Origin of the sequence: Pseudomonas muyukensis (assembly GCF_019139535.1) — a bacterium.
Classification (GTDB): Bacteria; Pseudomonadota; Gammaproteobacteria; order Pseudomonadales; family Pseudomonadaceae; genus Aquipseudomonas; species Aquipseudomonas muyukensis.
Genome location: NZ_CP077073.1, coordinates 1,774,346 through 1,787,972, shown reverse-complemented (window position 1 = coordinate 1,787,972; position 13,627 = coordinate 1,774,346). Strand labels below are relative to the sequence as shown.

The following is a 13,627-nucleotide window of genomic DNA, read 5'->3' as shown; positions in this document are numbered from 1 at the left end:
AGAAAGACAGTAACAACCCCGACAAGGACCCCGGGAAATGTTGCACTGTTTTCCAGCCGTGCTTTGTGCGAACGACCCGATAACAAAACCTTAGCGGACGCCTCACGTCATGAATAAAAGCCTTCGTTTCAGCCACAAGATTCTCATGGCGGCATCACTGATCGTGATCCTCGCCTTCAGCCTGTTCACCTTGTACAACGACTATCTCCAGCGTAACGCCATTCGCGAGGATCTGGAGAACTACCTGGCTGAGATGGGCGACTCCACCTCCACCAACATCCGCAACCTGTTCGAAGGCCGCATCAAACTGGTCGAGAACGTGGCGCAGAACCTGGCCCAGTTCCCGCAGAACACCGGTACCCTGCTGGGCCAGAACGCCCTGACCTCGAGCTTCCTGACCATCTACCTGGGCCAGCCCGACGGCACCTTCACCGTACGCCCGGACACCAAGATGCCCGACGGCTACGACCCGCGCGTGCGCCCCTGGTACAAGGACGGCCTGAACGCCAGCGGCCCGATCCTCACCGAACCGTACATCGACATGGCCACCAACAAGATGGTCATCTCGATCATCAGCACCGCCTCGCGCTCGGTCGGCGTGGTCGGCGGCGACCTGGCCCTCGACGGCCTGGTGGACATCATCAATTCGCTGAATTTCGGCGGCATGGGATATGCCTTCCTGGTCAACGACCAGGGCAAGATCCTGGTGCACCCGGACAAGAACCTGGTGATGAAGTCGCTCTCGGACCTGTTCCCACAGAACACCCCAAGGCTGTCGCGTGACCTGACCGAGGTCGAGCAGGGCGGCCAGACCCGCCTGCTGACCTTCACCCCGGTCAAGGGCCTGCCTTCGGCCAACTGGTACATCGGCCTGTCGGTGGACAAGGACAAGGCCTTCTCGATGCTCAGCACGTTCCGCACCTCGGCGGTGATCGCCACCCTGGTGGCGGTGGTGATCATCATCGCCTTGCTCGGCCTGCTGATCCGCGTGCTGATGCAACCGCTGCACACCATGACCCGCGCCATGAGCAACATCGCCGAAGGCGAAGGCGACCTGACCCGCCGCCTGGAAATCCACAACCACGACGAATTCGGCATCCTCGGCACGGCCTTCAACCGCTTCGTCGAGCGCATCCATGGCTCGATCCGCGAAGTATCGTCGGCCACCGAGCAGGTCAACGAAGTGGCCCTGCGGGTGATCAGCGCCTCCAACTCGTCGATGGCCAACTCCGACGAGCAGTCCAACCGTACCAACAGCGTCGCCGCCGCCATCAACCAGCTCGGCGCCGCTGCCCAGGAAATCGCCGGCAACGCCGCCCAGGCCTCGCAGCACGCCAGTTCCGCGCGCCTGCTGGCCGAAGAAGGCCAGCAGGTGGTGCAGCGCAACATCGATGCGATGAACCGCCTGTCGGACCTGATCGTCACCTCCAGCGAGCACATCGAGACGTTGAATAACAAGACCGTGAACATCGGTCAGATCCTCGAAGTGATCACCAGCATCTCCCAGCAGACCAACCTGCTGGCGCTCAACGCCGCGATCGAGGCCGCCCGCGCCGGCGAGGCCGGGCGCGGCTTCGCCGTGGTCGCCGATGAGGTGCGCAACCTGGCCCACCGCACCCAGGAGTCGGCGCAACAGGTGCAGACCATGATCGAGGAGCTGCAGGTCGGTGCCCGCGAGTCGGTCGACACCATGGGCCAGAGCCAGCGCCACAGCCAGGACAGCATGGACATCGCCAACCAGGCCGGTGAACGCCTGGGCAGCGTGACCCAGCGTATCGGCGAGATCGACGGCATGAACCAGTCGGTGGCCACCGCCACCGAGGAACAGACCGCCGTGGTCGACTCGATCAACATGGACATCAACGAGATCAACATGCTCAACCAGGAAGGCGTCGAGAACCTGCAGGCCACCCTGCGCGCCTGCTCGGACCTCGAGCAGCAGGCCGGGCGCCTCAAGCACCTGGTCGGCAGTTTCCGCATCTGACCTTGCGCCGTCTCGCGCGGTAGCCGCCAGCCTGGTTGGCGGCTACCGCGCGCCTCGAAACACGATCGAACAAACTATCCTTCAATAAGGTCAACCTTTAGGCGCGTCATCGCCAGATGACACACCCGAGGACGATCCCGGAGGGATGCTGATCGTGCACATCGCCGACATCACCATGTTCTACGCCCCGGCCAGCGGCGGCGTACGGACCTATCTTGATGCCAAACACCGCCGCCTCGACGCAATGCCTGGCGTACGCCACAGCCTGCTGATCCCCGGCGCCAACGCCGGCCATGCCGATGGCGTCTACCAGGTCCCCGCCCCGCCACTGCCGTTCGGCAACGGTTACCGCTTTCCCCTGCGCCTGGCCCCCTGGTGCCAGGTGCTGCGCCGCCTGCAACCCGAGCTGATCGAGGTCGGCGACCCCTACCTCACCGCCTGGGCCGCCCTCGAGGCCCGGCGCCAGCTCGACGTGCCGGTGATCGGCTTTTACCACTCCGACCTGCCTTTGCTGGTCAGCAACCGCATGGGCAACTGGTTCACGCCCAACGTCGAGGCCTATGTCAGCAAGTTGTACGGTAACTTCGACCGGGTCCTGGCGCCCAGCCAGGTGATGGCCGACAAGCTGCGCCAGCTCGGCGTCAACGATGTGCATGTGCAGCGCCTGGGGGTCGACCTGGCGCTGTTTCACCCCGAACGCCGCGACCCCGGCCTGCGCGCCGCATTGGGCATCGCCGACTCCAGCCGTCTGCTGGTGTTCGCCGGGCGCGGCTCGCGGGAAAAGAACCTGCCGGTGCTGCTCGACTGCATGCGCACCCTGGGGGCGCACTACCACCTGTTGCTGGTGGGTTCGAACATGCCCGCCAGCGTGCCGGCCAACGTCAGCGTGATCGACCACTTCTGCCCCGCGCACGAGGTCGCCCGGCTGCTGGCCAGCGCCGACCTGCTGGTGCATGCCGGCGACCAGGAAACCTTCGGCCTGGTCATCCTCGAGGCCATGGCCAGCGCCACCCCGGTAGTGGCCGTGCGCGCCGGGGCATTCAGCGAAATCGTCAACGACCAGTGCGGCCGCCTGTGCCCCGCCAACGATGGCCCGGCCATGGCCAACGCCGTGCGCGAGGTGTTCGAGGCCGGGGTGCGGACGCTGGGTGCCCAGGCTCGTCGGCATGCCGAGCGCCATTACAGTTGGGACGCGGTGGTCAGCGGCCTGTTGCATCACTATCGAGCCGTGCTGGGGCATCAGCCCCAGGTGCGTGCCCATGGTTGAGCAGCCAGGCAGCGCGCGCAGCCTGATGCTGGTGCTGCATGACGTCGCGCCGGAAACCTGGCCGGACTACCAGCCGTTCGTCCAGGCCATCGACGCACTGGGCAACGTGCCCATGACCTGGCTGGTGGTGCCGGACTTCCACCACCGCAATGCGCTGACCCGCTCACCGACCTTCTGCCGCCTGCTCGAACGACGCCTGGCCTGCGGCGACGAGCTGGCCCTGCACGGCTACTACCACGCCGACGACGGCCCGCCGCCACGCGGGCCGGGCGAGTTCTTCATGCGCCGCCTCTATACCCACGAAGGGGAGTTCTACCGCCTGGACCAGGCCCAGGCCTTGCAACGGCTGGAGGCCGGGCTGGCGTTGTTCGGCCAGCAAGGCTGGCCGGTCGCAGGCTTCGTCGCCCCGGCCTGGCTGATGAGCGCCGGCACGCGCCAGGCCCTGCGCCAGCTGCCCCTGCGCTACACCAGCACGCCGCAGCACCTGTATCGCCTGCCGGACTTCACCGCCTACAGCGCCCCCGGCCTGGTGTGGAGCGCCCGCAGTGCCTGGCGTCGGGGCCTGTCGAAGGTGCTCAGCGACTGGCAATGCCGGCGCTGGCGCGACGCCCCCACCTTGCGCCTGGGCCTGCACCCGGTGGACATGCGCCACGCCAGCGCCCGCAACTACTGGCTGGACACCCTGCAGCAGTTGCTGGCCGAGGGCCGCGAACCGCTGACCAAATCCACCTGGCTGGCGCGCCAGGCTACCCGGTGAACCGCCTGGGCTGGCTGGGCCTGGCCGTGCTGCTGGCGGTGCTGGTCCCGGCCGTGCTCGGCGGCAGCGAACTGCTGCCACGCCTGCAAGCCTTCGCCCCAGGGCTGATGGCCTTGTTGCTGGGAATGATCCTGCTGTGCTGGGTGATCAACGCCTTGCGCCTGCGCCTGCTCCTGGGCGAACAGGGCGCGCAGGTGGGGCGGCTGCGCAGCCTCGCGGTGATCATGGCCACCGAGTTCGCCATCTGCACCACTCCCGGCGGCAGCGGCGGCCCGCTGACGCTGATGACCTTGCTGGCCCGCGAGCGCATCGCCCCCTCGCGCAGCGGCGCGGTGTTCGCCATGGACCAGTTGAACGACCTGGTGTTCTTCTTTTGCGCCATGCTGGCGATTGCCGGTTACGCCCTGTTCCACAGCCTCGGCCACAGCCAGCAGCACATGCTGCTGGGCAGCGCCGTGCTGCTATGCGCGGCGCTGGCGGGCATTGTTCTGCTGCTGCGCTATCGGCGCGCGCTGATGCGTGGCAACGGCCGCCTGCTGAGCCGCCTGGGCATGGCCCCGGAGCGCCGACGGCGCTGGGCGCGCAAGCTGCTGCGCTTCGTCCGCGCCCTGGCCGACACCTGGCGCCTGCCCAAGCGCACCTTGGCATTGGTCTTCACCCTCACGTGCGCACACTGGTGCCTGCGCTACAGCGTGCTGTACCTGGTGCTGAAGGGCTTGGGCGTGGAACTGGCGTGGATTGCGAGCTTCCTGGTGCAGATGCTCGCGCTCAGCGCCGGGCAGTTCAGCCTGTTGCCCGGCGGCGCCGGCGCGGCGGAACTGACGTCGGCGACCTTGCTGGCGCCGCTGGTGGGGGGGTCGACGGCGGCCGCGGCGATCCTGATCTGGCGCGCGGTTACCTATTACTTCTATCTGTTCGCCGGTGGGCCGGTGTTCGTCTGCCTGCTGGCGCGTCCGCTGTGGCAGCGCCGTCGTCGCCAGGCGGGTTGAGCACGGCCCAGAGCTCGGCGGCACCGGGGAACTCGGTGCCATCCTCGGCGCTCAAGGCGCTGGGGTCGAAGCGTGCCAGGCAGCCCTCGCCCAAGGTGGCGGGCAATGAAGCACCGGCCTTGTCACCAGGCGCTGCCATGGCTGTTCCTCGCCTGCAAACCTTAGTTGAACACCACGGTCTTGTTGCCGTGCACCAGCACGCGGTCTTCCAGGTGGTAGCGCAGGCCACGGGCCAGGACCATCTTCTCCACGTCGCGGCCGAAGCGAACCATGTCCTCGATGCTGTCGGCATGGCTGACACGCACCACGTCCTGCTCGATGATCGGACCGGCGTCCAGCTCTTCGGTGACGTAGTGGCAGGTCGCGCCGATCAGCTTCACGCCACGCAGGGCCGCCTGGTGGTAAGGCTTGGCGCCGACGAACGAAGGCAGGAAGCTGTGGTGGATGTTGATGACTTTCTCGGCGTACGCCTGGCACAGCTGCGGCGGCAGGATTTGCATGTAGCGCGCCAGCACCACGGCGTCGGCGTCGTATTCAGCCACCAGGCGGGAAACCTCGGCGAACGCCGGTTGCTTGTCCTGCGGATCCACTGGCACGTGGTGGAACGGAATGCCGTGCCACTCGACCATGCTGCGCAGGTCGTTGTGGTTGGAAATCACGCACGGGATCTCGCAATCGAGCTCGTCGGTGTGCCAGCGGTGCAGCAAATCGGCCAGGCAGTGCGACTCGCGGCTGGCCATCAGCACCACGCGCTTCTTCTGTGCCGAATCGGTGATCCGCCAGGTCATCGAGAATTCTTCGGCGATCGGCGCAAAGGCCTCGCGGAAGGCATCGATACCGAACGGCAGGGACTCGGCACGAATCTCATGGCGCATGAAGAACCAGCCGCTCTGCTCGTCGGAGTGGTGGCTGGCCTCGGTGATCCAGCCATTGTAGAGGGCCAGGAAATTACTGACCTTGGCCACGATGCCGACACGGTCGGGGCAGGCAATCACCAATCGATAGGTGCGCATGAGGAAAAACTCCAGAACTTCGCAAAGGCGCACATTCTAGCGAGCTACCAGGAAAAACGCAGTAATGATCTGCCCGCCCGTGCTACCCGGCCCTTGAGCAACAAAAAGCTACAACGCTTTTCCCTTCATCCCACAGGGAAATGGCCATTGGCCGAGCGCTATGTAAATTTTTCTTAACCTTCGCCGTGATCAATACGGCCACTGCTATTAATTGATGCAGGACTTTTTAATTGTTTACTTGAGAGTATCGCCTGTCTATTATTGGCCGCACTGTCTCTCTGTTAACGCATTAAGGAACTCTCCATGTCCCTGATCAACGAATACCGCGCCACCGAAGAAGCGATCAAAGAACTTCAGGCCCGTCTGGCCAACCTGTCGCAAGACGACAAGCTGAAGAAAGAACTGGAATTCGAAGGCAAGCTGCGTACCCTGATGGGTGAGTACTCCAAGTCGCTGCGTGACGTGATTGCCCTGCTCGACCCGGAAAGCAAACTGAGCAAGGCCCCACGTGGCGCCGTCAAGACCACCGCCACCAAGCGTGCGCGCAAGGTCAAGCAATACAAGAACCCGCACAATGGCGAGGTTATTGAAACCAAGGGCGGCAACCACAAAACCCTGAAAGAGTGGAAAGCCAAGTGGGGCGGCGATGTCGTCGAGAGCTGGGCCACCCTGCTCGACTGAGCCGCGATATCGCACATCGCTGCACAATGAAAACGCCGGCATTTGCCGGCGTTTTTGTTTGTCTGCTTATTTCACAGTTGGTAGTTCATTTTCAGCTGTCGGATATGTTCCAACCAGGCCGCCAGCACCTGCCGCCCCGCTTCGCTGGCCTCGCCCCAACTGCTCTGGCAGGCCAGTTCGAAGTCACCGACAGTGGTTGGCGCGCCGTACACCGGATCGGTCAGGCGTTGCTGGCAGAAGCCATGCCAACGGGCACGCTCCTGTTCATCCAGGGTGTCGATGAAGTTGCGGGCGCGGTAGCGGAACAACAACTCCGGCAACCGCGCGTCGTCGAACATCCAGTGCTGCTTGCCCAATAGTCCGGGGTCGGTGTCGCGCACTTGCTCGCTCAGGCGCTTGTCCCGGTCGCCAATAAATCCGTCATACAACTGCTGCTCGGGATCCTCATTCGAGGCGAACCCTTCCTCCTGAAAGATGATCGCCAACTTGTCCTGCCATTGGGCCTGCTCATTTGCCAACTGCTCGCCACTTAACTGCAAGGCCGACAAATCGATGCCCAGGCGTCGCTGATCGTTAGGACGCAATACCGATAAGGGTGCCAGCACCGGGCAGCGGTTGATGTGCACCAACTTCAGTGGCACCGGTAGTTCGCCCTCGGCCATGTCTTCACGCCGCGTGTATAAGCGCTGGCGCAAGGCCTCTGCACTTTCCTCGCGCAAGGGCCTGGCGTCCTGTTGCAGGTCGCAGACAATCAATGCATTGCGATTACGTGGATGCCAGGCCAAGGGCAGCACCACGCCGATATAGTTGCGCTGTGCCGAGAAACGCCCGGAAACATGCACCAGTGGCTGCAACAGGCGAATCTGTTCCATGACCTTGTGTTTACTGCGCAACTGGAACAACCAGTCGTACAACTTTGGCTGTTTCTGACGAATCAGGCGCGCCAGGGCGATGGTTGCCCGTACGTCGGAAAGCGCTTCGTGGGCCTGGCCGTGATCCAGGCCGTTGGCCTTGCTCAGCAGTTCCAGGCGCAGGCTGGTACGCCCATCCTGTTGCGGCCACTCGATGCCTTCCGGGCGCAGGGCATAGGCCGTGCGCACTACATCGATCAAGTCCCAGCGGCTGTTGCCGCCCTGCCATTCGCGGGCATACGGGTCGAAGAAATTGCGATAAAGGCTGTAGCGGGTGACTTCATCGTCGAAACGCAAGGTGTTGTAGCCGGCGCCGCAGGTGCCCGGGCGTGACAACTGCTGGTGCACCCGGGTCATGAATTCGGCTTCGCCCAGGCCCTGGCTGGCCAGTTGCTGCGGGGTGATGCCGGTGACCAGGCAGGCTGCCGGGTGCGGCAGGATATCGTCGGAGGGACGGCAATAGAGGCTGATCGGTGCCTCGATCTCGTTGAGTTCGAGGTCGGTGCGCACCCCGGCCATCTGCAACGGGCGGTCGCAGCGCGGGTTGATGCCGGTGGTTTCGTAGTCGTGCCAGAAGATGCTGGAGCTCACGGGGTCTTCCTGTAACAAGGTCGACCAGAGTCTAGCGGCCCAGGCCGGGCCTGGGCCAGCCTCAGGCGGAGGCGTTCAGCGGGCGGAAGCTGAAATAGCCGCGCAGCGAGCGGACGAATTCGTCGTATTGCGCAGGGGCCTGCAGCAACATGAAGCCGGCATCGTAGTGCCCGGGGGTCTCGTCTTCACGGCACCACAGGCAACTGGCGGTCAGGTTGATGAACTGCACGCCGCCGCCGGCCAGGGGCACCCGCAGTTGCAGCTCGAAGTCCGGCCCCACCAGCAGCGGCAACTGGCTGATCAGCATCAGGCCGTCCTCGGAGGCATTGCCCAGATAGCCGATCTGTTGGTCGGTGCAGCGGTTGTAGACCTTGAGCACGCAAGGCAACTGGTGACGTTCTATATGTCGCTCGATAAACATGATCGCAGTGGAATCCTGTACCTGGAGCCAGGAAGACAAGGTACTGGCGATAATCGTTACAACGCTTTAACAGATTAGCTCAGCCCGCCCCGCCGACTACATGAAATCATCGACACCTTCGGATTAACGCCAAGGTGTAGCGTTGACCGGCTTGGCCACCGCGGTGCCGCCGTCACGCAGGTGGCCGAGCTTCTCCAGGGTCTGCAGCCGGGCCTGGGCACGGTAGGCGTACTCGTTGCGCGGGTATTGCTGGATCAGGTACTGGTAGGTCTGGGCCGCGTCGACATAGAGTTTCTGTCGCTCCAGGCACTGGCCACGCAGCAGCGAGGCTTCCGGGTGGATGAACGGCCGCGCGCGGCTGGTGCGGTCGACCTGCGACAGCTCCAGCATCACCCGCGCGCAATCGCCACGGTCATAAGCGCGATAGGCGTTGTTCAGGTGGTGGTCCATGGACCAGCGGGTGCAGCCGACGACACTGGCCGCCATGGTCAAAACGATCAGGGTGCGCATGGGAATTCTCCTTTGATGGGCAGTGTATCGGCCTTTGCCGGCAAATCTTCACCGACATTTGCAAGCATACCCCTGCCGTTCAAATGCCACCCTGCCTTGCATGCCGGTAGTGCAACGGAACAATGACTACAACGCAATTGAGGAGTAGCCTTTCGCTGCGCTTCACTATAGGAGTCTGTGCATGACCATCCGCCGTACCAAAATCGTCGCCACCCTTGGCCCCGCCAGCAACTCGCCGGAAGTGATCGAACAGCTGATCCTCGCCGGCCTGGACGTGGCACGCCTGAACTTTTCCCACGGCACCCCGGACGAGCACAAGGCCCGCGCCCGCCTGATCCGCGAGATCGCCGCCAAGAACGGCCGCCACGTCGCGCTGCTGGGCGACCTGCAGGGCCCGAAGATCCGCATCGCCAAGTTCGCCAACAAGCGCATCGAACTGAAAGTCGGTGACAAGTTCACCTTCTCCACCGCTCACCCGCTGACCGAAGGCAACCAGGACATCGTCGGCATCGACTACCCCGACCTGGTCAAGGACTGCGGCGTCGGTGACGAACTGCTGCTCGACGATGGCCGCGTGGTCATGCGCGTCGAAACCGCCACCGCCGATGCCCTGCACTGCGTGGTGATCATCGGTGGGCCGCTGTCGGACCACAAAGGCATCAACCGCAAAGGTGGCGGCCTGACCGCCCCGGCCCTGACCGAAAAAGACAAGGCCGACATCAAGCTGGCCGCGGAAATGGACCTGGACTACCTGGCGGTGTCGTTCCCGCGGGACGCCAGCGACATGGAATACGCCCGCAAACTGCGTGACGCAGCCGGCGGCAGCGCCTGGCTGGTGGCCAAGATCGAACGCGCCGAAGCGGTAGCCGACGACGAGACCCTCGACCAGTTGATCCTCGCCTCCGACGCGGTCATGGTCGCCCGTGGCGACCTGGGCGTGGAAATCGGCGACGCCGAGCTGATCGCCATCCAGAAGAAGATCATCCAGCACGCCCGCCGCAACAACAAGGCGGTGATCGTGGCGACCCAGATGATGGAGTCGATGATCCAGAACCCGATGCCGACCCGCGCCGAAGTGTCCGACGTGGCCAACGCCGTGCTGGACAACACCGATGCGGTGATGCTGTCGGCCGAGAGCGCCGCTGGCGCCTACCCGATCGAAGCCGTGCAGGCCATGGCCCGTATCTGCTCGGGCGCCGAAAAGCACCCGACCAGCCAGAAGTCCAGCCACCGCCTGCACACCACCTTCGAGCGCTGCGACGAGTCCATCGCCCTGGCGGCCATGTACACGGCCAACCACTTCCCCGGCGTGAAGGCGATCATCGCCCTTACCGAAAGTGGCTACACCCCGCTGATCATGTCGCGCCTGCGCTCGCACGTGCCGATCTTCGCCCTGTCGCCGCACCGCGCCACCCAGGCTCGTGCCAACATGTTCCGCGGCGTCTACCCGATCGCCTTCGACCCGGCCTCGCTGCCGGCCGACAAGGTTAGCCAGGCAGCCGTCGACGAGCTGCTCAAGCGCGGCCTGGTGGAGCAAGGTGACTGGGTCATCCTGACCAAGGGCGACAGCTACCACACCATCGGGGGCACCAACGGCATGAAGATCCTGCATGTCGGTGATCCGCTGGTCGGCTGATAGCCTCCCCGGGGGCCGCTTTGCGGCCCTTTCGCGACGCAAGGCCGCTCCTACAGGCGATCGCATTTCCCTGCAGGAGCGGCCTGGTGTCGCGATAGGAGGGCAAAGCCCTCCCAGCTCACTCAAGCATGCTCGACGAACACATCGGCAAACACCTGCCCCCGCGGCACCCCGGCAATGAACAGCCGCCGGGCGAACCGCTCGACACTCCCCGCCCCGCCACACACCAGCGCCACCGTCTGCCGCGATGACGGCCGCAACCCCGCCAGCGCCTCATCCATCCGATCGGCCAAGACCAGCTCGACATTCACCCCGGCCATTTCAAGCAACGGCCCGTCCAGATAATGCCCAGCGCCATCGCGCGCCACATGCACCACCCTGATCTCCCCCCGATGCCCCTGGCGCAACGCCTCGCGCAAGATGCCCCACAACGGTGCCAGCCCGGTACCCGCCGCCAGCAGCCACAAGGGCCGATCCTGCCAGTCCAGTTCGTAATGCAAAGCGCCGCCGCGCAGTTCGCCAAGGCGTATCCCATCGCCAACCTGCAAGCCACGCGCAAGGTCGCAGAACGCACCCGGCCGCTGGCAGTCGATATGAAACTCGAGAAAATCATCCTCCCCCGGCAGGCTGGCCAGCGAGTATGGGCGGGCCACCATGCCCAGCCACAGCACCACGTGCTGCCCCGCCTGATAGCGCAGCGCGCGTTGCGGCTTCAGCCGCAAACGCAGCACATCGCCAAACCAGTCCACCGCGCACACCCGCGCCGGCACGCCGTCGCGGTGCGGGTCGAACACCGCCACACGCAGGTCCTCGACCACCCGGCACTGGCAGGCCAGGCGCCAGCCCTGGGCGTGCTGGGCCAGCGCCAGGGCTTCGGGCAAGGCATCCACCGGCTGCCCGGCCAGGCAATGCACCAGGCAGGCATGGCAGCTGCCGGCGCGGCAGCTGTAGGGCACAGCGAGCCCGGCCTCGTTCAAGGCATCGAGCAGGTTGCTGCCGGACGGCACCACCCAGCGGCGTTCGCCCACGCAAAGTTCGGGCATGGTCGGTCTGTCTCCATCGTTCTTCGGGTCACTGTATGCCAAGCGCGCATTGGCAGCAAAAAGGATGCCTGCTGCCTGCCGACCATGGTCCAGACCACACGCAGGTGTTTCCCGCGGCGCGGCGCGGTATACTGCCGCGCCTTTTTGCCCCGGCCCGACCAGCCGGAGCCTTGCCAGGCATGCCCGACATATCGGTGTGCGTTGTCGGAATGCCTTTACGAATGTTCCCGTCTTTAAGAGGAGCGCGCTGCATGACCGTGATCAAGCAAGACGACCTGATTCAGAGCGTCGCCGACGCCCTGCAATTCATTTCGTACTACCACCCCGTCGACTTCATCCAGGCGATGCACGAGGCCTACCTGCGTGAAGAGTCGCCTGCCGCGCGCGACTCCATCGCCCAGATCCTGATCAACTCGCGCATGTGCGCCACCGGCCACCGCCCGATCTGCCAGGACACCGGTATCGTCACCGTGTTCGTGCGCGTGGGCATGGACGTGCGCTGGGACGGCGCCACCCTGAGCGTCGACGACATGATCAACGAAGGTGTGCGCCGCGCCTACAACCTGCCCGAGAACGTCCTGCGCGCCTCGATCCTGGCCGACCCGGCCGGTGCCCGCAAGAACACCAAGGACAACACCCCGGCCGTGATCCACTACTCCATCGTGCCCGGCGACAAGGTCGAGGTCGATGTCGCCGCCAAGGGCGGTGGCTCGGAGAACAAGTCGAAGATGGCCATGCTCAACCCGTCCGACTCGATCGTCGACTGGGTCCTGAAGACCGTGCCGACCATGGGCGCTGGCTGGTGCCCGCCTGGCATGCTCGGCATCGGCATCGGCGGTACTGCCGAGAAAGCCGCGGTGATGGCCAAGGAAGTGTTGATGGAGTCCATCGACATCCATGAGCTCAAGGCCCGTGGCCCGCAGAACCGCATCGAGGAGATCCGCCTGGAGCTGTTCGACAAGGTCAACCAGCTGGGCATCGGTGCCCAGGGCCTGGGCGGCCTGACCACCGTGCTCGACGTCAAGATCATGGACTACCCGACCCACGCCGCCTCCTTGCCGGTGTGCATGATCCCCAACTGCGCCGCCACCCGTCACGCCCACTTCGTGCTCGACGGTTCCGGCCCGGCCGAGCTGGAAGCGCCGTCGCTGGACGCCTACCCGGAAATCGTCTGGGAGGCCGGCCCAAGCGCGCGCCGCGTGAACCTGGACGCCATCACCCCGGAAGAAGTCGCCAGCTGGAAACCGGGCGAGACCATCCTGCTCAACGGCAAGATGCTCACCGGCCGCGACGCTGCGCACAAGCGCATGGTCGAGATGCTCAACCGTGGCGAAGAACTGCCGGTCGACCTCAAAGGCCGCTTCATCTACTACGTCGGCCCGGTCGACCCGGTCGGTGACGAAGTGGTCGGCCCAGCCGGCCCGACCACCGCCACGCGCATGGACAAGTTCACCCGCCAGATCCTCGAGCAGACCGGCCTGCTGGGCATGATCGGCAAGTCCGAGCGTGGCCCGACCGCCATCGAGGCGATCAAGGACAACAAGGCCGTGTACCTGATGGCCGTCGGCGGCGCCGCCTACCTGGTGGCCCAGGCCATCCGCAAGTCGAAGGTCCTGGCCTTCGCCGAGCTGGGCATGGAAGCGATCTACGAGTTCGAGGTCAAGGACATGCCGGTCACCGTCGCGGTGGACAGCCAGGGTGAGTCGGTACACATCACCGGCCCCGCGCTGTGGCAGAGCAAGATCGCCGAAAGCCTGGCGGTGGAAGTGAAGTGACACCCCTGCCGTAGGCAAAAAGCCGCTCCCCTGGAGCGGTTTTTTTTTG

General features: G+C 64.7%; 13 protein-coding genes and 1 pseudogene. 8 read left to right on the top strand and 6 right to left on the bottom strand.

Going from position 1 to position 13,627, the window contains the following annotated elements:
* Positions 1 to 109 precede the first annotated feature (109 nt).
* From KSS95_RS24790 to gpgF, 5 genes and pseudogenes are all read left to right on the top strand, one after another.
* Positions 110 to 1,126, top strand: a pseudogene (locus tag KSS95_RS24790) (HAMP domain-containing protein); the annotation flags it as partial.
* A gap of 93 nt (positions 1,127 to 1,219) precedes the next feature.
* On the top strand, positions 1,220 to 1,984 hold the full coding sequence (locus KSS95_RS24785; protein WP_371041571.1) for a methyl-accepting chemotaxis protein: 765 nt from the start codon (positions 1,220 to 1,222) through the stop codon (positions 1,982 to 1,984).
* Between the two features lie 145 nt (positions 1,985 to 2,129).
* Positions 2,130 to 3,251 (top strand): N-acetylglucosaminyl phosphatidylglycerol synthase, encoded by a 1,122-nt coding sequence (gpgS, locus tag KSS95_RS08075; protein ID WP_217853133.1) that lies wholly within the window; start codon positions 2,130 to 2,132, stop codon positions 3,249 to 3,251.
* Positions 3,244 to 4,008: an N-acetylglucosaminyl phosphatidylglycerol deacetylase gene (gene gpgD / locus KSS95_RS08070; protein WP_217853131.1), complete on the top strand. Its 765-nt coding sequence runs from the start codon at positions 3,244 to 3,246 to the stop codon at positions 4,006 to 4,008. Before gpgS ends, gpgD begins: the two co-directional genes overlap by 8 nt.
* Positions 4,005 to 4,997, top strand: a complete 993-nt coding sequence (gpgF, locus tag KSS95_RS08065; RefSeq protein ID WP_217853129.1) for a glucosaminyl phosphatidylglycerol flippase — start codon at positions 4,005 to 4,007, stop codon at positions 4,995 to 4,997. Before gpgD ends, gpgF begins: the two co-directional genes overlap by 4 nt.
* Here gpgF and KSS95_RS24555 read toward each other — a convergent pair.
* Together KSS95_RS24555 and purU are read right to left on the bottom strand one after the other, a co-directional pair.
* Positions 4,903 to 5,136 carry a hypothetical protein gene (locus tag KSS95_RS24555; protein ID WP_134691499.1) on the bottom strand — a complete coding sequence of 78 codons (234 nt, stop codon included), beginning with the start codon at positions 5,134 to 5,136 and terminating at the stop codon, positions 4,903 to 4,905. The genes gpgF and KSS95_RS24555 overlap by 95 nt on opposite strands.
* A 22-nt stretch (positions 5,137 to 5,158) precedes the next feature.
* The gene (gene purU / locus KSS95_RS08060; RefSeq protein WP_217853127.1) at positions 5,159 to 6,010 is read right to left on the bottom strand and encodes a formyltetrahydrofolate deformylase; all 852 of its coding nucleotides are present in this window, start codon (positions 6,008 to 6,010) and stop codon (positions 5,159 to 5,161) included.
* 303 nt (positions 6,011 to 6,313) lie between these two features.
* Between purU and mvaT the strand changes: the two genes are divergently transcribed.
* On the top strand, positions 6,314 to 6,691 hold the full coding sequence (gene mvaT, locus KSS95_RS08055; protein WP_186659333.1) for a histone-like nucleoid-structuring protein MvaT: 378 nt from the start codon (positions 6,314 to 6,316) through the stop codon (positions 6,689 to 6,691).
* A 71-nt stretch (positions 6,692 to 6,762) separates the two neighbouring features.
* On the opposite strand, the gene sbcB is transcribed toward mvaT, so the two are convergent.
* The 3 genes from sbcB to KSS95_RS08040 all read right to left on the bottom strand — a co-directional run bounded on the left by sbcB (position 6,763) and on the right by KSS95_RS08040 (position 9,124).
* Positions 6,763 to 8,193 (bottom strand): exodeoxyribonuclease I, encoded by a 1,431-nt coding sequence (sbcB, locus tag KSS95_RS08050; protein ID WP_217853126.1) that lies wholly within the window; start codon positions 8,191 to 8,193, stop codon positions 6,763 to 6,765.
* Between the two features lie 61 nt (positions 8,194 to 8,254).
* Positions 8,255 to 8,614, bottom strand: a complete 360-nt coding sequence (locus KSS95_RS08045) for a PilZ domain-containing protein (protein WP_217853124.1) — start codon at positions 8,612 to 8,614, stop codon at positions 8,255 to 8,257.
* A 123-nt stretch (positions 8,615 to 8,737) separates the two neighbouring features.
* Positions 8,738 to 9,124 carry a tol-pal system YbgF family protein gene (locus KSS95_RS08040; protein ID WP_217853122.1) on the bottom strand — a complete coding sequence of 129 codons (387 nt, stop codon included), beginning with the start codon at positions 9,122 to 9,124 and terminating at the stop codon, positions 8,738 to 8,740.
* A gap of 181 nt (positions 9,125 to 9,305) precedes the next feature.
* On the opposite strand from KSS95_RS08040, the gene pyk reads away from it, so the two are divergent.
* A complete protein-coding gene (gene pyk, locus KSS95_RS08035; protein ID WP_217853120.1) occupies positions 9,306 to 10,760 on the top strand; it encodes a pyruvate kinase in 1,455 nt (484 codons plus the stop codon).
* A gap of 122 nt (positions 10,761 to 10,882) precedes the next feature.
* Here the strand turns inward: pyk and KSS95_RS08030 are convergent, their stop codons facing one another.
* Positions 10,883 to 11,803 (bottom strand): iron-sulfur-binding ferredoxin reductase, encoded by a 921-nt coding sequence (locus KSS95_RS08030; RefSeq protein ID WP_217853118.1) that lies wholly within the window; start codon positions 11,801 to 11,803, stop codon positions 10,883 to 10,885.
* Between the two features lie 251 nt (positions 11,804 to 12,054).
* Here KSS95_RS08030 and KSS95_RS08025 point away from each other — a divergent pair, with 251 nt between their 5' ends.
* On the top strand, positions 12,055 to 13,578 hold the full coding sequence (locus KSS95_RS08025) for a fumarate hydratase (protein ID WP_217853116.1): 1,524 nt from the start codon (positions 12,055 to 12,057) through the stop codon (positions 13,576 to 13,578).
* Positions 13,579 to 13,627: the final 49 nt, after the last annotated feature.